We start from the raw sequence: 25585 nt of genomic DNA, 5'->3' as shown, positions 1-25585 counted from the left end.
GATGAAAAAAAGAGTCGGAATCTTATTGGTTTTTGCCCTTTTGTTCATCGGGTTTTTGGCAAACTGGACCTATAGCTACTATCAAGGTCTGGAAGAAGCCTATATTCCTATTCACGAGGCAAGTGATATTCCTGTCATTCCTTCCGAAAAAAAGGTTTTTGAACGGTCTGAATATGCTTTGGACTATCTCAACATGCCGGTGGATGAAAACCATCAGCGCACCTTGGATACCTATTATAATAATAGGGCCTATACCGGGGCGCCACCCAGTATTCCCCATCCCGTTAAGGAGAAATTGGGTATGGGAGGGAATGTCTGTTTGCAGTGTCACCAAAATGGAGGCTTTGTGGAAAAGTTCAATGCCTACACACCGGTAACACCACACCCTGAAATGGTCAATTGCAAGCAGTGTCATGTGGAGCAACAAACGAAATCGACCTTTGTCGCTACCAATTTCTATAAGAAACCGGCCCCAGAAGTAGGAGTCAATAATGCTTTGCCGGGCAGTCCTCCCGCCATTCCACATCAATTGCAGATGCGGGAGAACTGCCTTTCATGCCATGCCGGGCCCGCAGCGGTAAAAGAACTCTGGTTCGACCACCCCGAACGGGTCAATTGTAGGCAATGCCATGTGCCCAAAGTACAAGAAGTAAAAAAAGTTGAACTGTTCGTAAGGGCCAATACCAATGTAGAATGAAAAAGCTTGGAATAGTTTGTTGTATCATCATGCTGTGCGGTATGTTTTCATGCAAGCACAAAGAGGGTGAATATCATAGTCTAAAGGAAAAGATAGAGGAAGAGGGCAAACACTACCAAGACCCTGGAATTTCATCCGAAGCCTATATTGGTGACATCAACACCATCGAAATAAGGGAGGGAACGCATACGTTTTTGATTCCCGAGCGTAAGGGGCAGATAAAATCCTATGCCTGTACCGAGTGCCATTCCAAGCCCTTGGCACAAATGCAAAACGAACCTGGTGAGCAAAAAGCGCATTGGGATATCAAAATAAATCATGCCAATGCCAATGCGATGAACTGTGCCACTTGCCACAACGGAAACGACATGGACAATCTGCATAGCTTAACTGGAAATACGATAGACTTTAATCGGAGCTATCAACTGTGTGCGCAGTGCCATAATAACCAGGTTGAAGATTGGAAAGGCGGTGCCCACGGGAAGAATATTGGCGGTTGGGCAAAGCCCAGGGCCGCAATGACTTGTGTAAACTGTCATAACCCGCATGAACCGCAGATTGCCTCCAAATGGCCTGCACGGTTCAATACGGAAAAAGTAAAAGAAAGAAAATAGCCATTCAATACGCATATCATGGGAGATAAAAAGAAATGGTTTCAATTAAATCTAGGCCTCAACAAAAAACAAGCCGCTGGCGGAACATGTGGCTGCGGCAAAACAAGTGGAGGCTGTGGTTCGCACGCAGCGGAACCTCCAAAAGATGACTACACCATTTCTGCGGAGGAATTCGATGCTGCCGTGGAACAAGAACTGATGGAAGAAACCATGGTAGGGCAAACCCGTAAGGATGGTTTTCAACAGGTGTTCGATGTAAAAATGGACCGTAGGACCGCCTTTCGCAAACTCACGGCAAGCCTGTTGGTAGGTGCAGGAGCCGTACATACTTCCTGTAGCGTAACGGCTGGGGAAGAAGCCAAGGAAAAGGCACAGATAGACTGGGAAGAACAGTTTAAGGGCAACTACAAACTAATGACCCAGGAAGAAAAACAGGCCACCGTAGATCGTTTGGTGCGATCTTATCAACTGCGCAAAAAGGAAAACATTAAAATGTCGGCTGCCGATGCGTCAAAAGATGTGCTTTTCGGCTATGCCTTCAATATTTCCAAATGCCAGGGCTATATGGATTGTGTCAGTGCCTGTGTCAAAGAAAACAACCAGGACCGTAATTCGCAGATGCAATATATCCGCATCCACGAGATGAAGGATGGCGAGGGCTTCAAATTCAACGAAGCCGATGACAATTATTACCACGAAGTACCCGCAGAAGGGCATTTTTATATGGGCACGCAGTGTTTCCATTGCGATAATCCCCCTTGTGTGAATGTCTGCCCGGTTCAGGCCACCTGGCGTGAAGAAGATGGTCTCGTAGTGGTCGATTACGATTGGTGCATCGGTTGTCGCTATTGCATGGCGGCCTGTCCGTATGACGGTAGACGCTTTAATTGGAGCAAGCCCGAAATACCGGAAGATGAAATCAATAAAAATCAACATTATCTGGGGAATCGATTGCGCAAAAAAGGGGTAATGGAAAAATGTACCTTCTGTGTGCAGCGCTCTAGGGCTGGAAAGGATCCTGCCTGTGTTGAGGCCTGTCCCACTGGTGCCAGGATCTTTGGCAATTTGTTGGATCCCGATAGTACGATCCGATGGGTATTGGAGAACAAACAGGTATTTCGATTAAAGGAAGACTTGGGAACCGAACCCAAGTTCTGGTATTTTATGGATTAATAATATTGATTAAAGGTAAACATCAAATAATGTGGATTTTAAATCCATATGTTTAAACAAAAGAATGAAGCTTTTTTGACATCGATTTGTCATTCCTGCGAAAGCAGGAATCCATAAGAAATCGTGGATTCCGTATCGAGTACGGAATGACAAACTGTAAAAGTTTATAGAAATAAGGTAACCTTGGTAAAATTTAGGCTGTTTTCGGCCAATTACAAAGGTTTAAAAACAAAATGAATGGAAACATTTAGGGCATTTCGACATATGGTGAAGGACAGTTTGGATTACATCACCCATGGGTCCAAAACCTACCATATTTGGATGATATTTTTAACCGTGATCATGCTCATCGGTATGTATTGCTATTCCATTCAGTTGGATGAAGGCCTGAGCGTAACCGGAATGACCGATCGTGTAAGCTGGGGGCTCTACATCTCCAACTTTACCTTTCTGGTCGGGGTGGCCGCCGCAGCCGTAATGCTGGTGATGCCCACCTATGTCCTAAAGGACATTGACTTTAAACAGGCGGTCTTGATTGGGGAGGGACTCGCCGTAGCCGCCCTTGTCATGTGCCTCGCCTTTGTGGTGGCCGATATGGGAGGCCCTTCCGTATTGTGGCATATGATTCCGGGGATAGGGGTCTTTAATTTTCCGAATTCCATGCTGGCTTGGGACGTTATCGTGCTCAATGGCTACCTCTTTATCAATATTACCATTCCGTTGTACATTCTCTTTCGGCATTATCAGGGCAAAGAGGCGAAGTCCAAAGTATATATTCCCGGTTCCATTTTGTCCGTGCTTTGGGCCGTGGCCATCCACTTGGTAACCGCTTTCCTGTACGAAGGACTTCAGGCACGTCCGTTTTGGAACAATGCCCTTTTGGGCCCTCGGTTTTTGGCATCGGCCTTTGCCGCAGGTCCCGCCCTGATCATTTTGGTGTTGGCCGCTATCCGAAAGTTTTCAGAATTCAAGATAGAGGATAAGACCATCAGCAAAATAGCCATGATCGTCACTGTGGCCGCACAGATCAATCTGATCATGTTGGTTTCCGAACTCTTTAAAGAGTTTTATGCGCCCACGCACCATAGCGAAAGTGCCTATTACCTGTTTTTTGGATTGGAAGGAAAAACCGCATTGCTGCCATGGATATGGACGGCCATCCCGCTGAATATTTTGGCGACCGTTTTATTGACATTCCATAAACTTCGCAATAACTTTAAGGTCTTGTATTTCTGCTGCTTTATTCTGTTTGTGGCCATTTGGATAGAAAAGGGATTCGGCCTGATCGTTCCCGGCTTTATCCCCGGACCCTACGGAAAAATAGCGGAATACACCCCCACCTGGATTGAAATCTGGGTAACTTTGGGTATCTGGGCCATGGGCGCCTTTGTGTTTACCATGTTGGCAAAAACCTCCATCGGTATAGAACTGGGCAAGTTGCGCTACAAAAAAAAGAAAGTACTGGAATCAGAAACAGCTTAATTACTATTGAAATAAGGGTCTATTTGATTTCCAATACATTACAAAACCGTCAGTTCGAGTTTTTTCCAAAGGAAAAAGTATCGAGAACCAGGTTTTTGGTTCTGAAATTCTGATTCTCGATACATCCCGAAGCAAGTTCGGGACACTCGAATTGACGAATTTCGGTTAAAATGATAAAAGGCATTACTAATCACTAAAATTTAAACGTGTGAAAATAAGAATCAAAGGGAATTCCGTCCGATATCGACTTACACGGAGCGAGGTGGAAACTTTTTGCAATACAGGCCATTTTGCCGAAACCACCGAGTTCAACGGCCGAACCTTTACCTATGCCGTCAAGGTATCGGACACCAAAGCTCATATGGATGCCAAATTTGCGGACGACACCATTACTTTGATCGTGCCCGCAGCCACCTGCAAAGGTTGGTACGAGAACGAAGTGGTAGGTTTTGAGCACACCCTGACCTTGAACAATGGCAATGAGCTTTTCTTGTTGATGGAAAAAGATTTTATCTGCATGGACAAGACAACAGAAGATCAATCGGATAATTACCCGAACCCAAGGATGATGTAACCGTGGCAGCTACAAAAATCCTTGTTGCCGGAATAGGAGGGGTGGGAGGCTTCTTTGGAGGCCTGCTCGCCAAACAATTTGAGCACAGCAAAGCTGTGGAGGTCCATTTTTTGGCCCGTGGCGCACATTTGCAGCAAATTCAAAAATCAGGATTACAGGTTATTGAGGGTGACGAGCAGTTTGTGGCCATTCCCAAGTTGGCGACGGACGATGCTGCCCAGATTGGGGCCGTGGACTATCTCATAGTCTGTACCAAAAGTTATGACCTGGAGCAGACCATACGACAACTCAAGCCCTGTATTGGCCCGCAAACGGTGATCTTGCCCCTGCTCAATGGGGTGGACTGTAGGGAACGTATCCAAAAACTGTTGCCCAACAACTTGGTGTGCGATGGTTGTGTGTACATTATTGCCCGATTGTCACGCCCGGGGGTGGTGGAGAACCTGGGCAATATTAAAAAACTGTTTTTTGGTGTGGAAGGCCTTTCCGATGCCCGGTTGGATACGTTGGAAAAGTTGTTCCAAGAGGCTGGGGTAGAAGTGACCTTGACCCCACAGATCAAAAAGGTAATCTGGGAAAAGTTTGTCTTTATCTCGGTAATGGCCACGGCCACCGCCTATTTTGATGAACCCGTAGGCCCCATAGTTGCCGACACCGACAAACGAAACACCGTGATCGCCCTGGTCAACGAAGCGGTCCAAATTGCCAACCAAAAAGGCATTGCTATCTCCAACAATATGGCCAAACTAGAAAGCTTGCCCCATGCAGCAACCTCTTCGCTGCATTCTGACGTTACCGCCAAAAAAGCCAATACCGAAGTACAGGCTTTGGTAGGTTATGTGGTAAGAGTGGCACAACACTTTAGTGTTGGTGCTCCGACCTACCAACGATTGTTTGCAGAGATTCAGGATAGAATTACGGGGACTAAATAATTACGTTATAATTGATATTTGAGATATACTTAGGTTATCAACGTGTCAGAAAAATACTCTTATATTTGAAATGAAATATAAAGGAATAATTGAAGGTTAACCACAACATATTAAGACTAAAACATCTATTGAATTTATATAAATTTTCGTTGGATGATTTTTTGATATTAATAAGTAAGGGATTAAAGAATCAGATAATCCCTGAGGATATTCTTAGAGATGAAATAAAATTGAGTCATTTAAAAAGAATCGACAAGGTATTCAACAAAGGTCTACATTATTATTTAGATCCTAAAGCACCTGAAACTTCTAAAGAGGCTAGTATATTTTTTAGAAAGCAAAATTTCAATTCTGATTTAAATATTGGGGCAAAAAAAATAGTTAATCACTTTGAAGAATTTAAAATTTCATTATCAGCAATTGCAAAATTATCTGATATGGAATATGAACGAGTGTTTCCCATTTTCTCCATAAATGACAATCCGAAAAGTGTTGCTAAAGAAATACGGGAGATTCTTTATCCGGTTTTTACCAATAACCTGAAAGACTTTTTAAAAGCGTTAATTTCAAAGTTTGCCGAACATAATATTTTAGTTTTTGAATTTGTTGAATATTGGAATCAAAAAGAAAAAGCAAATATTGATGGGTTTTTCCTTAATCCAAATGTAATTGTACTAAAGAGACAACAATTATCTTTCCGTAGGGAAATTTTCACATTGATACATGAGTTGGGTCATTTTCTTCTGAATGAAGAAGAAATAGAAAAGTTAGAAATAGAGCATTTAGCAAACCACAATCTTTCATCTATTGAGCGCTGGTGCAACGATTTTTCTTTTTACTTTTTAGCTGGTGATTTTGCCGATACTTTAGAAAAAATACATTCTGTAGGACCTGAAAATGACTACCAATTTGAACTAATTGAGAAAATATCGAAGAAAACACATTTGAGCCAAATAGCACTTTTCACAAGGTTATTGCTTGAGCGCAAAATATCTCCTTCAAATTACAATAACGTGAAAATGGAATTTGAAAAAGCGTTTAAAGAAAGACAGGCAGAACTCCAAAGAATAAAAGAAATAGAAAAGGCTCAAGGAAAAAAACAACGGGGGTCCGCTCCTCAACCAATAAAATCCCCTTTATTGGTATCTACAATTCAAACAGCATTTTATGAAGGTATATTGAATGAATATGAAGTGTGTAAAAGGCTAAATATCAAACCAGATAAATTAGATAGATATATACAGTGATAGTAGCAATCGATACTAGTTCCTTGTTGTCGTTGGTTCGCTATTATTTACCATTCGATACTAATAATGTGCTCTTTAATCTAATTAAATTAAAAATTGAGAACAAAGAAATAATCATACTTGATAAAGTTTTCGATGAATGCTCCTATACAGCAAAAGGAATAGTAATTGATAAACTAGAATACTTAAAACTTAAGAAAAATCAAGTAAACACAACGGACTTATTACCTTCTTCAAAGTTCTTTAGATTAGTTGAGAATAACTTTATAAATGGTTCAGCAAAAAACGTGCTTTCACCTGTAGAATTCGAAAACAGGAAAAACAGTTTCTTAGAGTCAGCGGATGTAAAGTTATTACTATATTCACTGGAAAATCAATCCGATGGCGTAATCATCGTTTCCGAGGAAACTGAAACAAATAATGATAACAAGGCTTTTAAAAAGCTCCCATGGATATGTAAATATTTGAAGTTAGAAATAATTACACTTCCTGAATTATTCGAAAAATATCCAGAGATTTCCTTAGAGTTCAACAACATAAATCTTCAATTGAAATTCGATTGAATAAAAAACATTGGGCGTTCATCAACCAAAACCTTACAACCTCCTCACCGCAGCATCCGTCAACCCCGTAGCCTTCTTAATAATTTCAACATCAATACCTTGAGCTTTTAGCTCTTTAGCAATATCCTTAGCCTTTTGTTTTTCGGCCCTTTTTCGTTCGGTATCGATCTTCCATTGTTCCAGCTCCCTTTTTTCGGGTCCCATGATCTCAAACAGGCCAGAGTTGCGTAGTTTGTCCATAATGCCTGCGTCAGCAAAGCTGGTATAATCGTTTTCGGTAATGATCAGGTGGTCCACCACTTCAATATTGATCAGTTTGCCCACCTTTAGCATACGGTCGGTAAACGCTTGGTCTCCTCTAGAGGCATCCACCGAACCACTGGGGTGGTTGTGTACCAAGATCACCTTTACGGCCAGTTTGTAAATGGCCATCCGAAACACATCGGGCGGGTCGGCATTTACGCGGTTTACCGCACCAAGGCCAATCAACTCTATAAAAAGGATTTTGTTTTTGGTATTGAGCCCCACCACCCAAAAATGTTCTTGGTTGCGGCGGATCTTGTTTTCGCGCAACAATATCTGCTGCATTATATCGTAGACATCAACAGAATTTAAGACCTTAATTTTCTGTTCCTTGGTAAGACGGACGTTCATAGTTCAAATATACAATTTGTGGGGAATGCTGCGGCTTGCATAAAAGTACACAAACCAACCTATACATGCTGTTGGGATCGGTAAAAAGTGCATTCGTATAAAAAGTTGGCGAGCAGAAACCAAAACAGCGTATTTTTCTTATCAATTTTAAACAGATTTCAGAATGAAAATGGCAACACGGTTATTGGGTTTGTTCCTTTTGGTGGGAACTATGGGCATATATGCCCAAAAAGTAGATAATGGTTTTTCCGATCAGGAATTTTATTTTACCGCTTGGGGCGATGTGAATAAAGGAAAGGGAAAGACCAAAGCGAGTGTCGCCGAACAAAAAGCCCGCTTAAAGCGCTTGGCCGATGCCGGAATCACCGACCTGTTGCCCAATGCCAGCACCGAGCGCCTAAAGGAACTGATTCCCTTGGCCAAAGAATACGGCATCAGGGTACATGCCTGGCTCTGGATGATGAACATTGGCGGTCTTGAAGAGGCCCGAAAGCATCCGGAATGGTATTCTGTGAACGCCTTGGGGCAAAGCTGTAACGAATATGACCCTTATGTGAGCTACTATAACTTTTTGAGTCCATTTTCGGAAGGAGCGAGGGAGTTCATCAAAAACCGAGTGAAGGAAAAGGCGGCAATACCCGGGGTGGCCTCCGTACATTTTGATTATATCCGTTTTGTGGATGTGATTTTGGGTGCCGACCTTCAAAAGAAATACAAGCACAATGGAGGGCCTTTGGTGCAGGACCATATTATTGATGAATATGATTTTGGATATCATCCCAACGCCCGTAAACAGTTCAAAGAGATGTTTGGAACCGACCCCATGGATTTGGAAGATAGGGCCGAAAACCCTGCTTGGCAACAATTTCGCATGAATGCCATTACCTCCTTGGTCGATGAGTGTGTGGATATCTGCCATGAGGCGGGAGTTGCCACTTCAGCAGCTGTTTTTCCGTTTCCACAATTGGCCCGTGAATATGTGCGCCAAGATTGGGGACATTGGAAATTGGATACCTTTTTCCCGATGGCCTATAAAAAAGACCATCAAGGCAACGTAAACTGGGTAGGCTTCGCGACCCAAGAGGGCGTTCGTGATATGGACCCCGGTCAAGATCTGATCACCGGAATCCTTACTGGCCACTATGGCAAAAACTATGAAGATTTTGACAAAGCCATTGAACTCGCCCATAAAAATGGCGCAAAGGGAATCTCATTCTTTACCGCCGGTTCCTTGGACGACAAGCACTTGGCCATCATCAAAAAGTACAACAAAAAGTATAATGGGAAGTAGAAAGCCTACCCAACCCTTATTGATAATTCAAAATTACCCAGTTGGCGTTGGCCACAAATTGCTTTTCGTCAGCTGGGTTCTTAAAGATTCTTGGTCAGCTGTAGGTCGAACCGGAATTTCATAGCTCATAAAACCTTCTTTGGTTTCGTGGAAATAACCCAACTGCGTAGTCCCAATTACTGTACCTGTTGGAGAACCTTCGCGAATCTCCATGATACCTTTATAATTGTAGTTGGCAATATAGAAAGCTGAAAAGCTAATGCTTTTTAATCCATTTAGGTTGATGTTATTAAAGCCAATATAGCTGTTGTGCTTGATGGATCCCACAAGTCCAGCACTGCCAGCACTCCAATTTCCAACGTCTTCACTCTTGATATCTGCTTCTTCTGCTTCAATTTTTGAAGCCTTAAAAATCACTTGCGAACTTGTGGCCAAAGCGGAATTGGGAACTTCAGCATTGCCTTGATCTAAATAAGAGGCCATCAATACATATTTTCCACCGCTATCGCCTTTGATGTGTTCTTTGAACCGTACTGTTCCGGAAAGGGGCAGTAATTTTTCCTCCACTTTTTCATCAGGGCTAAGGGATAAGATATAATCCACCATTTTGCCGATTTCCTCTATATCTAATTGTGGGTGTGCGGACATTAAAGGTTCGCCCCATACTCCTGAACCTCCTTTTTTGATTCTGTCTATAAGATAGTTGCGATTTTCTTTGGTGTATTTTTCGGCGATTTCCATATAGCTTGGGCCATTTACTTGCACATCTATAGCATGACAAGCTTTGCAGTCCGTGGCGTCCATGATTGTTTTTCCTTCAGGAACTACATTTTGTTGATGTCCCACGATGGCCTTGATCATATCCTCACCTTCAGGAATATAGCTAAAGGTTACCTTGATCTGGTCTGCTGAAATAGTTCCTTCTTCGGAACTTCCATCTTCAGCATCGTTGACCACAACCTTATAGTTTACCTTTTTGTTATTGAAGTACATGGAATCCTTCGGTTCAATCTGAATTTGGAGCTCCGGAGGGGTATTGCCGGCCGCATCAGGACTGGCGGTGGCCTGATTGGATCACTTTAACATCAAAGGACCTGCTTAAACTGACCACGATATTAAGGCAAAATGAAAAATCAATTTTAAAGACCGATAAAGAAGTTCGTAATTGCTTTATCAGCATAGGCAAAGCCATTGACGCTGACAGATTGGGGAGTAGTGCTTCAAAAATCCGATTGTACATCAATAATTTGCTGATTCTTTTGCTCGATATGACATAATATTGAACGAATCACTTACTGAAAGTTCTAGGAGCGTAAATTTCTTTTTAAAGGAATTGGAAAACAGTCTAGCTGAAAACTGGACCATAGAGTCCATGTCTTTATCCGCTGGAGTAGGATTGACCAGATTTACATATCACTGCAAGCAAATAACCAATTTGACCCCGATGCGCTATTTAATGATGAGGCGCCTTGAATTGTCCAAAAAAATGCTTTTGGAGGATACCGATCTTACCATAACCGAAGTCGCCTATCGATGAGGATTTACCACAAGTCAATACTTTTCATCAGTGTTTAAAAAGTATGAAAAATGTACTCCCAATCAATATAGACATAGGAGTTTGAAATTAACGCTTGCGTAGAATTAGCCGCGTTCTTCTTAGTAGAATGTTTAAAATATTTCACCGATGTTGAATAAATTTATGGAGATTCAATTATCGGACAATCATCTTCAAAAAGCTTCTTTACGATTCCATAACTAAAGGGGCGATAAAATACCGGAAAAACCATAGTTTTTTTAAGGTTTTTGAGCAGCTGCATTTGCAAAATATTATTTAAGTTTAGAATATCCCCCAATTAATTTGTTTTCAATCGATTACACCCATTATGGGTGATTAAAAGGTAAGTCATGAGTTCAAAGATTCAAATTGGATATGACCCAGATTTTATTGGGGATGGTATCCGTGTTCCGCTACCAAAATTTAGCCGAAGTTTGGCACAATCTGTTTTAAGAAAACCTGGCGTGCTCAGGGATGATATTTATTCGGACCATATTCATTATACATTGGTAATGAACAAACACACGAGGCAACTTATTTATTCTGCCTATAATATAGACCAGTCAAAATTTAGGCCCTCCGTCAGTGGGGAAGGTAAAAGAAGTTGGAAAAATGATAAGGACATTGGTCCGAAGAACCAACTTGACAACGATTATTACAAGGATAGAACTGCTCCAAATGGGGAAAAGATTGAAAACCCTTATGATCGCGGACATATGGTAATGCGATTCAACAATATGTGGGGAGACACTGATGACGAATCCAACAAGGCCGGTAGGGCCACTTTCATTTATGGGAACTCTTCGCTACAGCACAAAAACCTTAACAGGGATGAATGGAAGACACTTGAAATGAAAATTGTACGACCATTCTCTTTGGACTCCAACGATAAACTTTGTGTGTTTACGGGCCCAATTTATGGGGACTTGGATAGGCACATTCATCTGTCCCAAACCGACAACGCTCGTGTTCCTTCTGGTTTTTTCAAGGTAATCTGTTATCGCTCAAAGGCACATGAACCAGAAAAACACTTAGGTGTGGCTTCGTTTGCGGTATTTCAGGATGAAGAAGTGATTCGAGATCTGGATGGGGGCTCCGTAATCAAAATCAACCAAAAGTATCAAATGACGATTACCGAATTACAGCAACGTACAGGAATTAACTTTGGTCAAGCCCTTTTTGACCGTAATCCGTTGTTTGCCCTTGATAGACCCCAACGAAACCAAAGTGTAAATGTATCTTTTTTGCCCGAACGCATTCCAATTATAGGCTCTAGTAATATTATTGCCACACATGGTCAGATAAGACTGGGTATTACCCACCTACAAAAGCGAAAGATCATAATCAATTCGGCAATGATCAATCCTGCCGGTGATGAAAATGAAGGAGAATGGATATCACTGACAATCGGGGAGCAGAAGATGTAGAACTCAATGGTTGGAAATTGATGGATGGACAGGGAAGAAGTACTGCCCTAAAAGGAAAAATCAAATCTGGGGATTCCAAAAAAATTGAAGGGACGGTAAAGGGCACCATCAAATTGAGCAATAAAGGAGGGAGCCTAATGCTTTTTGATAAGAGTGAAAACATTGTTGACCACGCAACATGGACCGAATTTCAAATGAAGCATGTTCCGGAAAATGTAGCTTTTCTTTTTGACAACAAGAATTAAAATTCGGTTTGGGATGACAAATCAGGAGAAGGGCCTTCTGTGAGTCATGGTTCTTGTTCAAAATCACTTCAAATTGTTATTTTTAGCAAGTTATCTGTATTCCAACAAAAGTTCATGAGTCAAAAAAAGGCCCCTTGGCACTTCCTATTGGTGCTTATTTTAGCAGGGGAGTCGGTGTTTATTCTTCCTTTTGTGCTTTCACGGGTTTTTAGACCTACGGTATTGGAGGTTTTTCAGCTGGATAATTGGCAAATTGGAGTATGCCAGTCTATTTACGGAATGGTCGCCTTTTTATTCTATCCTTTTGGAGGGCCTTTAGCTGATAGACTTGCGCCAAGAAAATTAATCGCTGTGGCACTATGGATGACAGCTCTTGGTGGACTGGTCTATGCTTCTTTCCCAAGTTTTACAACATTAAAATTCCTCTACGGTTATTGGGGTTTCACAACAATTTTTTTGTTCTGGGCGCCAATGATCAAAGCAACTCGGGTTTGGGGAGGCAGTAATTCCCAAGGGAAAGCGTTTGGGTTTTTGGATGGTGGCCGTGGATTGGTGGGGGCGCTGTTCGGGACCATGGGTGTACTTATCTTTTCTTTATTCATTGTTTCCGAAGTTTCGCAAGCAAGTGTTTCGGAAAGCAGACATGCTTTTAAGTATGTGGTCTTGGTCTCTTCCGCTATTGTTGCTTTTGTGGGTTTATTGGTCTGGTTTTTTATGAAGATTGATGCTCAATTGGAAAAAGATATAGTTTTAGAGAAAATTACGGTGTCACAAATACGGGAAGTATCTCGCCTTCCTTCCGTATGGTTACTGATGATCATTATTCTGTGCGCCTATGTGGGTTATAAAATAACCGATGTGTTTTCATTATATGCCCAAGATGTTATGTTGTATGATCAGGTACAATCGGCCCAAGTTGGGACCTTTCTACTTTTTGTTCGTCCGATTATCGGTGTGTTGATAGGAGTGGTTGCAGATCGTACTCGTGTTACGTTATGGCTAGTGGTTAGTTTTGTGGTTTCCTTTTTTGGCGCAGTACTATTTGCCTCGGGTATAATTTCGGCTTCGGCAACGGCCTTGTTTTTTATCTCGATTTTAATTGTGGCTTCTGGGGTTTACGCGGCACGGTCCCTATATTTTGCTGTGATGAAGGTAGGTCAAATCCCTTTGGTTCTTACGGGAACAGCTGTAGGACTTATTTCACTTGTAGGTTATACGCCTGATATTTTTGCAGGTCCTGCAATGGGTTATCTTCTGGATAATGCTCCAGGAATAGAAGGACATCAACATGTATTTTGGATGTTGGCCATATTTTCTTTCATTGGGGGTATTGCTGCTTGGGGTTACTTTCAACTATATCGGGAGCAAAAATAATCTTGATTACTCATTCAGTTGTTATGTCCATTTCCTTTTGTAAATGAGATTACCTATTCATGAATTTCCGCTTAATTTGGACTGAAATACATTGTGAAATAAATCACATTCTTAAATGAATCTATGGAACTTCCCGTTCTTAATACGTAAAATCATGTCGTTCAGATAAAAAGTAAACCGAGTACAGGTATAAAATCCTATTTTCATTGCTGTTAACTATGGTATTCAACCATAATAATAGTCAGTCATTTTCCAATTCAGATTTTCCATTGTGCCAAAAAAGAGCATTTTAGTTTTTACCATTGTTCTTGGGGTGCTTCATCTACATGCCCAAAAAAAGAACGCAAACTTTAGATATCATATCCGAAAAACGACACATCCAATCACTATTGATGGGGTAGTGGATGAAAAAGCTTGGCAGGAAACGGATGTGGCAGATGATTTTTTCATGGTTTTGCCCATGGACACGGGAAAGGCAAATGAAACTTCGGAGATTCGGATGACCTACGATGATAAAAACATATACTTGGCGGCTATTTTTTTCAATAGTGTTCCCGACAAGTATTATGTGGAATCGTTGAGGAGGGACTTTTCTTTCGGAAAGAATGATAACTTTCTATTGTTCATTGACCCATTCAACAATCAGACCACGGGCTTTTCTTTTGGTTCCAATGCCGCTGGAGCACAATGGGACGGTACTATGTTTGGAGGAGGCAGTGTGGATTTGAATTGGGATACGAAATGGGTTTCTAAGGTCAAACAAGATCCAAACAAATGGGTAGTTGAAATGGCCATCCCCTTTAAATCGATTCGATATGAGGACGGTGTCACCGAATGGGGCATTAATTTTAGTCGATTAGATTTAAAGTCCAGTGAAAAGTCAAGCTGGACGCCCATTCCCAGACAATTTCCCACCGCTTCCTTGGCCTATACAGGTTTTTTGGTTTGGGATACACCTCCGCCCGCACCCAGAACCAATTTCTCCATAATTCCATATGTTTTGGGTGGCCTCTCGCAAGATTTTGATGAAGAAAACGATGTTCAAAAAAGAGTTGGAGGAGATGTTAAGATTAGTATTAGTTCTTCCCTAAATCTAGATTTGACCATTAATCCCGATTTTTCTCAAGTAGAAGTGGATCGCCAAGTAACCAATTTGGATAGGTTCGAGTTGTTTTTTCCTGAGAGAAGACAATTTTTTCTGGAAAATGGAGATCTCTTTGCAAATTTTGGATATCCAACTATTCGTCCTTTCTTTTCGAGGCGGATAGGCCTAGGTGTTCCCATACGCGCGGGAGCGAGGCTAAGTGGTAATTTAAATGAAAAATGGCGTTTAGGGATAATGGACATGCAAACGGCTACTATTGACGATATTGGGCGACCTAATCAAAATTTTGCTGTGTTTTCACTGCAACGTAAGGTATTCAGTCGGTCAAGTATTGGGTTCATGTTTGTAAATAAGGAATCCCTTCGTTATCCTCAAGAGGCAGATTCTTTACGCACCCAATTCCCTAAATTCAATCGCAATTTGGGAGTAGAGTACAATTTGGCCTCTTCCAATAATTTATGGACAGGTAAAGCTTTCGCTCTCAAATCTTTTGCGCCCGGCCGAATCAATGGCAACGATCTTACGCAAGCAGCACATTTGGAGTATAAAAGTCGAAAATGGAATTGGAGAGTACAGGAACAATATGTAGGAGAAGATTATACTGCCGAAGTAGGTTTTGTACCTCGAAAGGATTTTGTCAATGTAAATGCTTTTTTGGGCCATACCTTTTTTCCGAAAACTGAGGAAAGTAAAGTGTTAAGCCATGGTCCAAAATGGAACAGCAATTATTTTTTAAATAGAGATTTACAGCGAACAGATAACATGAGCGAATTAGAATATTTGCTCAGTTTCCGCAATCGAAGCAGTTTTGAGGTAGGACTGATCAATGAGTATGTTGAGCTGTTGGCCCCATTTGACCCAACACAATCTGGAAAGGACTCTCTTGATGTTGGAACCAAACACCGATGGAATGCCGCACGCTTTGACTATAGTTCCAAACCTCAAAGTATGTTCACATATACCGTGGGTGGCTATTTTGGGGGCTATTACTTGGATGGAAACCGCATAAATCTAAACGGGGAACTCGGATATCGGTTTCAGCCCCATGTGAGTTTAAATGCAAACCTAAGTTATAACCATATTAGCCTACCTGCTCCGTGGAACGATACTGAATTTTGGCTTATAGGTTCTGAGGTAGATGTGACCTTTACAAACAAGTTGTTTTTTGCCACATTGTTCCAATACAATGAACAGTCAAGAAACTTTAATCTTAACTCCCGCTTTCAATGGCGATACAAACCGGCATCCGACTTATTTTTGGTGTATACGAATACGCAATTGTTAGATCCAAATATTGGAAAAAGTTGGTCATTGACCCTGAAATTTACGCATTGGTTTAATTGGTGAGCAACATATGTCTAGATACGAATGACGTAAGAATGACATAATACAGGCACTATCAACACAGCAAAGACCAGATACTTTTGCCCTAGAATCATGATTATGTTAAAATGAAGAATTTGGATTTGGCACAGAGAGTAAAAGATTTAAGAAGACGAAAGGGCGTATCGCAAGAAGTATTGGCCGAAGAATCCGGTTTAAGCCTCAGAACCATTCAACGAATTGAGAACAACGAAACCGTACCTAGGGGAGATACTTTAAAAAGGTTGGCAATAGCTTTAAATACAACTCCTGATAAAGTTATTGATTGGCAGGTTCAAGAAGATAAAGGATACCTAACTTTAATGAACTTTTCTGCGCTTGGGTTCTTATTTTTCCCCTTACTGGGTATTATCCTCCCGTTAATCTTTTGGCTGCTAAAAAAAGATAAACTGAAAAATGTGAACGATGTTGGGAAGTCAATTTTAAATTTTGAAATAACATGGTCTATTTTATTTTATCTATATATTGTTTTTTGGTTTTCAGGACTAGTTGGTAGAATAATGAAAAATGTGGAACCACAAGGAATTTTTCTAAAATTCTTGGTTCCCATTATGATACTTTACCTTTATAATATCGTAATGATTCTTTTCAATACAATTAGGGTTTATAGGAATGAAAAAACCAAATACGTTCTGTCACTTAGGTTATTCAAATAAGTAAAATCTAATAGTGTACTCGTATTATGTTTAAAGCTTTATAGAGGGAAATATTATTTTAATAGCTTGATTATATTTTTTGCTTCCCTGACACCACTTAAATAAGCTCCGTGAACAGTTCCTCTGTAATCGACAATAGTGTGTTCTCCAGCAAAGAATATTTTATCGTTTATAGGTTCCTCAAATACCTCAAAGCTTTCACCAGTTGTTCCATTTGTTGCGAATGAATAGGAACCGAAGGTGTATTCATTTGTATTCCATTTGGTCCTTAGCATATTGGTAGGGTTTGGAATGTCATTACCATAAATTGCCTTTAAATGCACCATTACTTCCTCTGTAATTTGGGCATCAGACATTTGTTCTGTCTCTTTGGAATAATCACCGAATGCAAAGGTTATTAAGGCATTCGCAGAGGTAAATTTGCCAACGTTCATGAATAAGTTGAACTTCCCCCTTTGTTCTGGAGTGTAACCTATGTACTGTAGGTCATTGTCCCAAAATGGAGCATCCCATGTAAAAAGAAATTTATTTACAGATCCCATATCCAAATTATCAATGGTATTTTGGGTTTCCTCTGGTAATGAGGGAATAAATGTTATGATGTTTTTCTTTAATACCCCTAACGGAACAGTAACCAATACATAGTCAGCCTCATACTCACCTTTGTTGGTGGTTATTATGGTTTTTTCGTTGGAATAATCAATGCTATGAACCTTATTGTTTAATCTGATATCAATATCTTGGGCCAAGTAGTTGGTAATTTTATCAAAACCATTGGTGATAATAACATCATCACCATCAAACTCCTCATCATCATAAAAGTATGTGGATGATAGTTTAAAAAGGTCTCCACCCGTGTCAAATTCCAAATAGGCCGAAAGCATATAGGTCCATAATCTATCATTTTGGTATTGGGGGTACTTGCTATAAAAAGCATTACCAAAGCTTTGGTCTTCAGCCCCGTTTATCCTAAATATCTTCCTATTGTATTGGTTTTCAGCTGTTGAAAGTATTTTGCTTGAATATTCGGAACCATTTTGGTCATACACCTTAACATTGAAGTCATCTGTCAAAAAAGTCTCAGCTCCAGCTGATGATGCTAAGGATGTAATCGGGTTTCCTTCTGGGCCATGAATCCAACTTGCACCTTCGTCAAAGGCAACACCCAAGCTTCTGTCCGTTTTTAATCGACCTCCTGTTTTATCCTGCGCCTCTAAGACCAATACATCGATGCCTTTCTTCTTAAGATGTTTTGCAGCCGCCAAGCCCGAGACCCCAGCACCAATGATCACTACTTTTTTTTCCTGTGTTTTTGAATTAATCCCGACATTTTGATCTTTATCACATGAAGAGTAGGTTGTCAATAAAAGAAGTATGGCTATCAATGAATTCATTTTCTTATTTTTAGCATTCATATTAGTTTCTGCCTTTTTGAAAAAGGATGGTACTTTCAAAAATCAATTTGATTCCCACCAGGTTGGATTTTCAACCAAAAAGTGTTTTTGTGCCTCTGCAACTTTTTTAAAAACCTATCTTGGTGTCCTTTTTCGGGATTTTTAAAATCCCATCCTCCTAGAGGTTTTTCAAACAATTCTTCAAATTTTAATCTGTTCATCGTTAATTACTTTGAGAACAAAATAAGTCTGTTCGAATCATTTTTTTGTAGCGCCTTTTAAATCAGGACAAGAAAAATACTGGGGAGTTGCTTTGATTTATAAATCAGGACAATTGTAAAAGGAAGCGAAGCCTATAATCTTGAAGGTGTTGTATTGTTTATCTTTTTAAATGCATTATAAAATGCCGACCTCGAGTTGAAACCTACTTCAAAAGCTATGGATTCGTAGGTGTAATCTTGATATTTTGGGTTTTTCAATAATCTCATGGCTTCTTTAATGCGATACTCATTAATAAATTCATAGAAATTCTTATCGAAAGATTGATTAAGAACCTGGGATATGTGATGCACGGGTATTTCTGTTAATGCGGATAAGTCTTTTATTCGAAGTTGTGGCTCTAGGTATGGTTTTCTCTCCTCCATGAACTGAAGCAGACTTACTTCAATTTTTTTGGAAGATTCTTCATTCAATCCTGAACTCGCATATTTAATCTCTCTTTTCCCAAGTTCATTTTTTGTTATCACTGGTAGTTTTATTTGGGAGAGTTGGTTTTGAAAAATCTGCCGATGAGACTTAATCGCGTCAATATTCACCAGTAATAACACAATCCCCGTCAATAGATTTAACGATAAATATATCTGATTATAATGAGGAAATCCATAATAGGTAAGATAAACAAAAACTAGTTCCACAATATAAAAACCAAGGCATACCTTGATTAACAGTTGCGTAAAATATAGACTTGAATCTTTAATATTGGAATGTTGCGCTTTCAATTTGAAATCGTAGACTCTTAACTCTTTCATTGCCCTGACAAGGAAGAAAATGTTTACCACCAGATAAAAATTCCATTCCCATATATACTGTACAATATCAAACCCCGTATCTCCTTCGTTGCTCAGCAAAGCAAGTTTTTCTGTTGAGGTTTCTAAAAAATCGGGCAGATAGGTTATGAACGCTAGAACAAAAGGGACGAAAAACAAAAGATCGTTCTTTCTAAAGAAGAATTGTTGGTACACCTGACTTCTGGCATATAGAAACAGTAAAAGTCCAAAGAGCATAAAAAAGGGCTCATTGATATAAATCAAATGCGGAAAGTACTCAATTGCCCCAAAATGTATTAATGCCAAAATGGTGAATTCCGCAAACGAAAGAAACGTGAAAACCAAAAGTGGGAGGTATACTTTAGTTTTGATTGACAGCTTAATCAAAAAAACAAACAATACGAAAGCAAAAACTGCTTCCAGAGCAAGGATAGTGTTCCAAAAATTTAAGCTTGCCAACATATCAGTTTCAGGGTTGTTGAATATAGGCTGAGTTAATGTATATACATATATAGCTAAATTCTTTAACATGAAAGCCATTTATGAAATGGCATCCCATATAACAGCAAAACTATTTAAAACTTTATATACCTATATCCAAGTTATAATCAAACACCTGAATTAAATTCAACGATATTTTAAAAAGTACAATATTACCTCAAAAACAGTGTGGCAATTATCGTATTTGTTTCAATATCCAACTGGAAATCTCTTCCAAAGCGATTGGTGAAAACGTTTGTTCTATGACTCCATATTCTGTTGGAGCTCCTGTTTCACATTTCTGGAACAAGTGATTTAGATTAGGAAACTCTATTAGAGTAATTTTCTCATTCCCATGTTTTCTGAGTGCAGCTTCAATTGCCGATAAGTTCTCCTTGGGTGGTACTTGTAAATCTTTTCCCCCATTTACCGCCAATACTGCACAGTCTACTTTTTCCAATATAGTGGCTGGGTCATGCCTTAAAAAATAGACCATCCAAGGAGTAGCCATAAAATCTACCTGTAACGAAATGAACCGTTCCTTGGTCATTCCTTGAGGTATCAAAGATTTGGACAACTCATTTTGAAGTTCCTTGTCCAAATATGTTCTTAATTCATCTTTCAACATTTCCAGATTATCTGATGCCATTGTCATAACAATCATTTTATCCCGGATTTCACCAGATATTTTTATTTTTTCCTCAGATACCCCTGACGCTTTTTCAATTAATTTTCCTTGTAAGGACAACAATTCATTTCCGGCAATTCCTGTCCCCGCCAATAAAACAATAAAATCTACATCCTTAGATTCAGCAGCCACCATTGGAGCTATCAACCCTCCCTCGCTATGGCCAATCAGGCCAATTTTGGTTTCATTAATTTCCTTTCTTGTTTTTAAATAAGTTACTGCGCTACTGACATCTGTAGCGAAATCGGCAGAAGTAGCCTTAGAAAAATCACCGGTAGATTTTCCGAAACCTCTATCATCAAACCTCAAAACGGCCAATCCCCTTCTAGTCAAGTAATCGGAAATTATCAGGAAAGGTTTATGTCCCACGATTTCTTCATTTCTATCTTGTGGGCCGCTTCCGGTAATTAAAACTACTGCTGGAAATTTACCTTCTTTACTGGGCATGCTCAAAGTGCCTGCCAGGGTGATATTTGCCCTTGTATTTTTGAAAGTTACATCCTCAGTATGATAGGGATATGGCTTTTTAGGTTCTTGTGGTCTATTTACAGAAGATTTTTCCAACTTATCCCTGGACAATTCCAAAGGCAAAGTCATTGGCCCTTGCATAAAATTGCCCTTAAATGACCCGTCTGAAAACTCCCCATTGTATTCAATTCCAAGTTTGACCACCACTAATTTTAAGATGTTATTTTTAAATAAGGTAGTATCTACGGGAATACCAAAAGCACCTTGGTCAGGACTATCCAAGGTAGAACTATGCCCATTTGGTGTTTCTTTTACATTTATGGATAATCTCAAGGGTGAACCTGGAATATTTAGAAGTCCGTTCCATTGGCCGTTTATATCTTGTCCAAATGCTGTTGTGGTAATTGACAAAATTAAAATGGCTGTAAGTATTTTATTTGTTTTCATTTATAGGTGATTTTCATTTTAGATAAAAGCACGGATTCCCTTTTAAGCAACACTATTCTTCCATAACGGCAATAAGCTCATCAATTTTTTTCAACCTAGGCTCAAACTCTTTCCGAACCCTTCTTTTGTTTATATAATAGGTGATAACTCCAATACAAATAGCAAGTACCGCTGTTAATATAATCACATTGTGGGTTTCCGGCTTCTCCCAAGCACCTACAAGGAACAAAAAAATGAAAAAAATGCCCGGTAGGATATACCAATAAAGAGACGATTTCAAAAGATACATTTGGACTTTGAGATACTTCCTGGTTTTGTGCAAATAATCTAAGTAACTTTCCGTGAAGGCACTAGGTTTATACTTCTTTATCCTTACAATCCTCACAATTACATAAATCAGCCATATCACTGTTAATGCTGAAGCAATTTTCGACAGGATAAATGGAACAAAGTAAACGTAAAATGCAAACACCGGAATACATATCAATATCGATACTCCTTCAACCAGTTCTAGATATTTCCACCATTTATGCAAACGGGTTAAACTGGATTCCAACTCAATCATCAACCTTGATTTTTCAAACTTTATACGCTCTTGATCGCTAGAGGATTGCCAAATCTGAATTAGTTCATCTTCCATCATAACTTCGCATTTAAACAATTCAACAACTTCTTTTTAATTCTCTTTATCTTAACTGCAACCGTGTTTTCTGTTATACCGGTTATATTTGATATCTCCTTGTATGGTAGTTCTTCTAGATAAAGAGCGATTACCGCTTTATCAGAATCATTCAGTTGCTTTATACAATGCCTAAGATTGATTAGTTGTTCATTTTGTTCATCTCTTTTGGGCTCCTCGTTCATTTGGGAAATAGTGACACTGTCCAAGTTTATGAAGCGATCAATTCTTTTGGTGTGCTTGGATCGAAAACGGAGACAGACATTTATAGTTACCCTGAACATCCAAGTTCCAATAGAAGATTTTGATTCGAAAGTGGGAATTGCTTTCCAAATATGTACCAAAACCTCTTGGAAAAGGTCTTTGGCATCCTCAGAAGTGCTTGAATAAACCGTACATATTCGGAAAAGCTTCTGCTGATTTTGTTCCAAGGCTGCTAGAAAGGTATCTTCTAATTGTTTGGTCATTCTTAAGTCTTGTATCTATTATTTTAGTTACAAGAGTTTTAAAAATATGACATCCTATCCGATTTTTTTATTGGGGCTTAAGACGTGAAGGATATTTTACATAATGGGGAATTATTGTTATTGAACGCCAACTACTAAAAGTAGAACATTATAACGTCCCGCATTATGTTTCTTTGTTGACATTCAATAAAATAATTAAATTAATCTGAAACAAATAACAGAATACTGGATAATTTGATGCACCTTTGCATTTTAATTTTAAATAATAGTAATGAGTAAAGGAACAGTAAAGTTCTTCAACGACACCAAAGGTTTTGGTTTCATCAACGAAGAAGGTGCAGATAAAGAGCACTTTGTACATGTTTCTGGATTAATCGACGAAATTCGCGAAGGTGACCAAGTTGAATTTGATTTAGAGCAAGGAAAAAAAGGATTGAATGCAGTAAACGTAAGGGTCATCTAAATTCATAAAGTCTAGTTTTTTTAGGCCCATCTATAAAAGATGGGCTTTTTTATTTCAAAGAATACTCAGTTGCAAATAAATCTATTACCTTAATGGCATAAACCCGTACATGGCAAAATCACAGCAAACTTTTAGTAAACGAGAGAAAGAAAAGAAAAGGCAAAAGAAACGCGAAGAAAAGCAAAAGAAAAAAGAAGCTCGAAGGGCTGAAGCCAAAGAAAGCGAAGGAGGCATTCCTTTTGCCTATGTTGATCAATATGGTAATCTTACCGATACTCCTTCATTGCCCTCAGAAAAGGAAGAAATCGATGCTTCTGAGATAGTGTTGGGCATTCCCCAAAAAGAAGAAATTGAAGAAGAATTTGACCCTGTTCGTAAGGGTAAAGTCGCCTTTTTTGATCATTCTAAAGGTTTCGGATTTATAATGGACACAGAAACCCAAGAAAAACACTTCGTGCATGTTTCTGGTCTAATTGATGAAATCAATGAAAATGACAAGGTTACTTTTGAACTCGAAAAAGGCCAAAAGGGAATGAATGCGGTTCGAGTGAGTCTGGAACAATAGTTTTTTTAGTAAGGTCATTTCATCTAAAAACTTTTTTAAAAGATAATGGAATACTGTTTTGCCGAACCGTAAACGAATCCTTCGGAGCTGGAAAGCGAAGTAGGAGAGTGGGGGAGGTAAAAGTGCATGAAATGGTGGACTAATAGTTCCTTTCACCGTTTAAGTAAATCTCTATACAACCGCGTCTTAGGGTTCCATAACTTGATAGTAATCTACTGATAATGAGCCCCCTTTCGAAACCCTGACGCTATACTTTATTTCAATATGTAACGTTAATTTGCTAATTACTAGGGCACTATAAATTAGTTCGTCTTTGGTAATTCAAGCTATAGATTTTCACCACCCATCTAATACAGATAATTATGGACCTAATCACCTCAAATCGGTTTTCTGAGATAACGTTCAAATTAAAGTACGCTTGCCAATGGTTGAACACAACGAAATATGTGTTGCTGTCTTTTATGTTCATCTTGTTAGGCTGTAACAGCTCGACGGATCCCGAGTCGCCCGAAGAAGAAATTGATCCGGACAATGAAATTGTTGACCCAGAAAATGTGGCCCTCACGTATAGAAATCAATGCGGAGGCTGCCATGGACAAGACCTAGCCTCGTTTGTTGAACGCGATTGGACTTATGGCAATTCCGTTGAAAATGTAATAGAGTCTATAACTGATGGGTATTCTGGCAATGGCATGCCAGCTTATAATTCTACATTAAGTGCACAAGAAATCGAGGATTTGACCAACTATATTCTTACCGAGATCGATGGAAAAACCAAAGCGATGTTAGAGGAGGACAACCCCGATTTGTCTGGTTTGATCTTATCGGATGACCTCAGCTTTCGGTTGGAAACCATTACAGATGAGATTCCCGGCATTCCATGGGGGTTAGAACAATTGCCCAATGGTGAAATTTTGGTGACCGAGCGTGGGGGAGGGTTATTTTTGGTAGGTAATGATAAGCAATTGACAGAAATTGTAGGCGTTCCAGATGTTGTTTCGCAGGGGCAGGGCGGATTGTTGGATGTGCTTATACATCCAGATTTTGAAAACAATTCATTGGTTTATCTATCCTATTCGCGTGCCAACCCCAATGATTCATCCGAGCGATCCACCGCAGTGGCAAGAGCTAGGCTAGAGGGAAACAACTTGGTTGATGTAGAGAATATATTTACGGCCCTTCCGTATCTCAATAGTTCTCGCCATTATGGCTCAAGATTGGTATTTGATAACAATGGCTATTTATATGTTTCTGTAGGTGATCGCGGATATAGGGATGTTTACCCTCAGGAATTGGACAATGCTATTGGAAAAATACACCGTATACATGACGACGGTCAAATTCCTGACGACAACCCTTTTTATAATACATCGGGAGCGGTCAATTCAATTTTCACCTATGGTACACGCAATCCTCAAGGGATGAGCCTCCATCCAGAAACTGGAGCGCTTTGGGAAGGCGAGCATGGCCCTCGGGGAGGTGATGAAATCAATATTTTGGAAGCAGGGAACAACAACGGTTGGCCCGTGATTTCATACGGCATCAATTATGATGGAACCACATTTACAGACCTCACAGCATTGGATGGCATGGAACAACCCGTATATTATTGGACTCCTTCCATTGCTCCCTGTGGAATGACATTTGTGTCCAGTGATTTTTATGGGAATTGGAAAAATGACCTGTTCGTTAGCTCGCTCAAATTCGAATACCTCCATCGTTTAAAGATGAATGGCGACGAGGTTGTTGGCCATGAAACGCTATTGGATGGTATAGGTAGGGTACGTGATGCACAAATGGGTACAGACGGTTATCTCTACATTGTGGTTGAGGGACCCGGTAGACTTATACGCCTTGTGCCTGAACAATAGTATCCGACTTTATTCAAGCGTAAGAGGCAAATTAAAAGTACTGTA

27 protein-coding genes are annotated in these 25585 nt (G+C 39.8%); 19 read left to right on the top strand and 8 right to left on the bottom strand.

Annotation, left to right across the window (positions count from 1 at the left end):
- Position 1: 1 nt before the first annotated feature.
- The 8 genes from E4661_RS02520 to E4661_RS02485 all read left to right on the top strand — a co-directional run bounded on the left by E4661_RS02520 (position 2) and on the right by E4661_RS02485 (position 7282).
- Complete coding sequence (locus E4661_RS02520; RefSeq protein ID WP_136465244.1) at positions 2-697, top strand: nitrate reductase cytochrome c-type subunit; 696 nt, start codon at positions 2-4, stop codon at positions 695-697.
- Complete coding sequence (locus E4661_RS02515) at positions 694-1311, top strand: cytochrome c3 family protein (RefSeq protein WP_136465243.1); 618 nt, start codon at positions 694-696, stop codon at positions 1309-1311. Before E4661_RS02520 ends, E4661_RS02515 begins: the two co-directional genes overlap by 4 nt.
- Before the next feature lie 18 nt (positions 1312-1329).
- Complete coding sequence (locus E4661_RS02510; RefSeq protein WP_136465242.1) at positions 1330-2484, top strand: 4Fe-4S dicluster domain-containing protein; 1155 nt, start codon at positions 1330-1332, stop codon at positions 2482-2484.
- 237 nt (positions 2485-2721) lie between these two features.
- Positions 2722-3966: a sulfate reduction electron transfer complex DsrMKJOP subunit DsrP gene (gene dsrP / locus E4661_RS02505; RefSeq protein WP_136465241.1), complete on the top strand. Its 1245-nt coding sequence runs from the start codon at positions 2722-2724 to the stop codon at positions 3964-3966.
- Between the two features lie 208 nt (positions 3967-4174).
- Complete coding sequence (locus tag E4661_RS02500; RefSeq protein ID WP_136465240.1) at positions 4175-4540, top strand: DUF7009 family protein; 366 nt, start codon at positions 4175-4177, stop codon at positions 4538-4540.
- 2 nt (positions 4541-4542) lie between these two features.
- On the top strand, positions 4543-5472 hold the full coding sequence (locus E4661_RS02495; RefSeq protein WP_136465239.1) for a ketopantoate reductase family protein: 930 nt from the start codon (positions 4543-4545) through the stop codon (positions 5470-5472).
- Between the two features lie 128 nt (positions 5473-5600).
- Positions 5601-6719, top strand: a complete 1119-nt coding sequence (locus tag E4661_RS02490) for an ImmA/IrrE family metallo-endopeptidase (RefSeq protein ID WP_240751397.1) — start codon at positions 5601-5603, stop codon at positions 6717-6719.
- Positions 6716-7282, top strand: a complete 567-nt coding sequence (locus E4661_RS02485) for a DUF4411 family protein (RefSeq protein ID WP_136465237.1) — start codon at positions 6716-6718, stop codon at positions 7280-7282. Before E4661_RS02490 ends, E4661_RS02485 begins: the two co-directional genes overlap by 4 nt.
- A 33-nt stretch (positions 7283-7315) precedes the next feature.
- On the opposite strand, the gene E4661_RS02480 is transcribed toward E4661_RS02485, so the two are convergent.
- Positions 7316-7936, bottom strand: a complete 621-nt coding sequence (locus E4661_RS02480; RefSeq protein WP_136465236.1) for a JAB domain-containing protein — start codon at positions 7934-7936, stop codon at positions 7316-7318.
- A 163-nt stretch (positions 7937-8099) separates the two neighbouring features.
- Between E4661_RS02480 and E4661_RS02475 the strand changes: the two genes are divergently transcribed.
- Positions 8100-9227 carry a family 10 glycosylhydrolase gene (locus tag E4661_RS02475; protein WP_136465235.1) on the top strand — a complete coding sequence of 376 codons (1128 nt, stop codon included), beginning with the start codon at positions 8100-8102 and terminating at the stop codon, positions 9225-9227.
- Positions 9228-9260: 33 nt separating this feature from the next.
- On the opposite strand, the gene E4661_RS02470 is transcribed toward E4661_RS02475, so the two are convergent.
- Complete coding sequence (locus tag E4661_RS02470; protein WP_136465234.1) at positions 9261-10220, bottom strand: c-type cytochrome; 960 nt, start codon at positions 10218-10220, stop codon at positions 9261-9263.
- A 286-nt stretch (positions 10221-10506) separates the two neighbouring features.
- Between E4661_RS02470 and E4661_RS19365 the strand changes: the two genes are divergently transcribed.
- From E4661_RS19365 to E4661_RS02440, 7 genes are all read left to right on the top strand, one after another.
- Positions 10507-10764 (top strand): helix-turn-helix domain-containing protein, encoded by a 258-nt coding sequence (locus tag E4661_RS19365; protein WP_240751395.1) that lies wholly within the window; start codon positions 10507-10509, stop codon positions 10762-10764.
- A gap of 30 nt (positions 10765-10794) precedes the next feature.
- Positions 10795-10866: a hypothetical protein gene (locus E4661_RS19600; RefSeq protein ID WP_313779109.1), complete on the top strand. Its 72-nt coding sequence runs from the start codon at positions 10795-10797 to the stop codon at positions 10864-10866.
- 266 nt (positions 10867-11132) lie between these two features.
- The gene (locus E4661_RS02460) at positions 11133-12209 is read left to right on the top strand and encodes a DNA/RNA non-specific endonuclease (RefSeq protein ID WP_136465233.1); all 1077 of its coding nucleotides are present in this window, start codon (positions 11133-11135) and stop codon (positions 12207-12209) included.
- Entirely contained in the window at positions 12173-12454 is a 282-nt protein-coding gene (locus E4661_RS02455; protein WP_136465232.1) for a hypothetical protein, read from the top strand. The genes E4661_RS02460 and E4661_RS02455 overlap by 37 nt, the downstream gene beginning before the upstream one ends.
- 114 nt (positions 12455-12568) lie before the next feature.
- Positions 12569-13828 carry an MFS transporter gene (locus E4661_RS02450; protein WP_136465231.1) on the top strand — a complete coding sequence of 420 codons (1260 nt, stop codon included), beginning with the start codon at positions 12569-12571 and terminating at the stop codon, positions 13826-13828.
- 271 nt (positions 13829-14099) lie between these two features.
- Complete coding sequence (locus E4661_RS02445; protein WP_240751394.1) at positions 14100-16280, top strand: carbohydrate binding family 9 domain-containing protein; 2181 nt, start codon at positions 14100-14102, stop codon at positions 16278-16280.
- Between the two features lie 104 nt (positions 16281-16384).
- Positions 16385-16972 (top strand): helix-turn-helix domain-containing protein, encoded by a 588-nt coding sequence (locus E4661_RS02440; protein ID WP_136465229.1) that lies wholly within the window; start codon positions 16385-16387, stop codon positions 16970-16972.
- A gap of 53 nt (positions 16973-17025) precedes the next feature.
- Here the strand turns inward: E4661_RS02440 and E4661_RS02435 are convergent, their stop codons facing one another.
- From E4661_RS02435 to E4661_RS02415, 6 genes are all read right to left on the bottom strand, one after another.
- Positions 17026-18366, bottom strand: coding sequence for a flavin monoamine oxidase family protein (locus E4661_RS02435; protein WP_205728916.1), 1341 nt, complete (start codon positions 18364-18366; stop codon positions 17026-17028).
- 56 nt (positions 18367-18422) lie between these two features.
- Positions 18423-18587, bottom strand: a complete 165-nt coding sequence (locus E4661_RS19005; protein ID WP_168796314.1) for a hypothetical protein — start codon at positions 18585-18587, stop codon at positions 18423-18425.
- Positions 18588-18719: 132 nt separating this feature from the next.
- Positions 18720-19943, bottom strand: a complete 1224-nt coding sequence (locus E4661_RS02430; protein WP_168796313.1) for a helix-turn-helix domain-containing protein — start codon at positions 19941-19943, stop codon at positions 18720-18722.
- Positions 19944-20088: 145 nt separating this feature from the next.
- Complete coding sequence (locus tag E4661_RS02425) at positions 20089-21495, bottom strand: alpha/beta hydrolase family protein (protein ID WP_136465226.1); 1407 nt, start codon at positions 21493-21495, stop codon at positions 20089-20091.
- Positions 21496-21547: 52 nt separating this feature from the next.
- Complete coding sequence (locus E4661_RS02420; protein WP_136465225.1) at positions 21548-22138, bottom strand: hypothetical protein; 591 nt, start codon at positions 22136-22138, stop codon at positions 21548-21550.
- Positions 22135-22641 carry an RNA polymerase sigma factor gene (locus E4661_RS02415; RefSeq protein ID WP_136465224.1) on the bottom strand — a complete coding sequence of 169 codons (507 nt, stop codon included), beginning with the start codon at positions 22639-22641 and terminating at the stop codon, positions 22135-22137. The genes E4661_RS02420 and E4661_RS02415 overlap by 4 nt, the downstream gene beginning before the upstream one ends.
- A gap of 271 nt (positions 22642-22912) precedes the next feature.
- Between E4661_RS02415 and E4661_RS02410 the strand changes: the two genes are divergently transcribed.
- The 3 genes from E4661_RS02410 to E4661_RS02400 all read left to right on the top strand — a co-directional run bounded on the left by E4661_RS02410 (position 22913) and on the right by E4661_RS02400 (position 25540).
- Entirely contained in the window at positions 22913-23104 is a 192-nt protein-coding gene (locus tag E4661_RS02410; RefSeq protein ID WP_136465223.1) for a cold-shock protein, read from the top strand.
- A 109-nt stretch (positions 23105-23213) separates the two neighbouring features.
- On the top strand, positions 23214-23669 hold the full coding sequence (locus tag E4661_RS02405) for a cold-shock protein (RefSeq protein WP_136465222.1): 456 nt from the start codon (positions 23214-23216) through the stop codon (positions 23667-23669).
- A 362-nt stretch (positions 23670-24031) separates the two neighbouring features.
- On the top strand, positions 24032-25540 hold the full coding sequence (locus E4661_RS02400; RefSeq protein WP_136465221.1) for a PQQ-dependent sugar dehydrogenase: 1509 nt from the start codon (positions 24032-24034) through the stop codon (positions 25538-25540).
- The last annotated feature ends 45 nt before the right edge of the window (positions 25541-25585 follow it).

This window comes from Flagellimonas onchidii (assembly GCF_004804315.1).
Lineage (GTDB): Bacteria > Bacteroidota > Bacteroidia > Flavobacteriales > Flavobacteriaceae > Flagellimonas > Flagellimonas onchidii.
The sequence above is the reverse complement of the archived record's forward strand: the minus strand, read 5'-3'. Positions and strand labels throughout refer to the sequence as shown.

Coding starts and splice junctions, on each gene's coding strand:
- E4661_RS02435 (WP_205728916.1), bottom strand. CDS start 18,366: ATGAATTCATTGATAGCCATACTTCTTTTATTGACAACCTACTCTTCA.
- E4661_RS02520 (WP_136465244.1), top strand. CDS start 2: ATGAAAAAAAGAGTCGGAATCTTATTGGTTTTTGCCCTTTTGTTCATC.
- E4661_RS02460 (WP_136465233.1), top strand. CDS start 11,133: ATGAGTTCAAAGATTCAAATTGGATATGACCCAGATTTTATTGGGGAT.
- dsrP (WP_136465241.1), top strand. CDS start 2,722: ATGGAAACATTTAGGGCATTTCGACATATGGTGAAGGACAGTTTGGAT.
- E4661_RS02430 (WP_168796313.1), bottom strand. CDS start 19,943: ATGTTAAAGAATTTAGCTATATATGTATATACATTAACTCAGCCTATA.
- E4661_RS02475 (WP_136465235.1), top strand. CDS start 8,100: ATGAAAATGGCAACACGGTTATTGGGTTTGTTCCTTTTGGTGGGAACT.
- E4661_RS02455 (WP_136465232.1), top strand. CDS start 12,173: ATGGATATCACTGACAATCGGGGAGCAGAAGATGTAGAACTCAATGGT.
- E4661_RS02510 (WP_136465242.1), top strand. CDS start 1,330: ATGGGAGATAAAAAGAAATGGTTTCAATTAAATCTAGGCCTCAACAAA.
- E4661_RS02425 (WP_136465226.1), bottom strand. CDS start 21,495: ATGAAAACAAATAAAATACTTACAGCCATTTTAATTTTGTCAATTACC.
- E4661_RS02470 (WP_136465234.1), bottom strand. CDS start 10,220: ATGTACTTCAATAACAAAAAGGTAAACTATAAGGTTGTGGTCAACGAT.
- E4661_RS02410 (WP_136465223.1), top strand. CDS start 22,913: ATGAGTAAAGGAACAGTAAAGTTCTTCAACGACACCAAAGGTTTTGGT.
- E4661_RS02415 (WP_136465224.1), bottom strand. CDS start 22,641: ATGACCAAACAATTAGAAGATACCTTTCTAGCAGCCTTGGAACAAAAT.
- E4661_RS02400 (WP_136465221.1), top strand. CDS start 24,032: ATGGACCTAATCACCTCAAATCGGTTTTCTGAGATAACGTTCAAATTA.
- E4661_RS19005 (WP_168796314.1), bottom strand. CDS start 18,587: ATGAACAGATTAAAATTTGAAGAATTGTTTGAAAAACCTCTAGGAGGA.
- E4661_RS02405 (WP_136465222.1), top strand. CDS start 23,214: ATGGCAAAATCACAGCAAACTTTTAGTAAACGAGAGAAAGAAAAGAAA.
- E4661_RS02515 (WP_136465243.1), top strand. CDS start 694: ATGAAAAAGCTTGGAATAGTTTGTTGTATCATCATGCTGTGCGGTATG.
- E4661_RS02450 (WP_136465231.1), top strand. CDS start 12,569: ATGAGTCAAAAAAAGGCCCCTTGGCACTTCCTATTGGTGCTTATTTTA.
- E4661_RS02480 (WP_136465236.1), bottom strand. CDS start 7,936: ATGAACGTCCGTCTTACCAAGGAACAGAAAATTAAGGTCTTAAATTCT.
- E4661_RS02420 (WP_136465225.1), bottom strand. CDS start 22,138: ATGATGGAAGATGAACTAATTCAGATTTGGCAATCCTCTAGCGATCAA.
- E4661_RS02440 (WP_136465229.1), top strand. CDS start 16,385: ATGAAGAATTTGGATTTGGCACAGAGAGTAAAAGATTTAAGAAGACGA.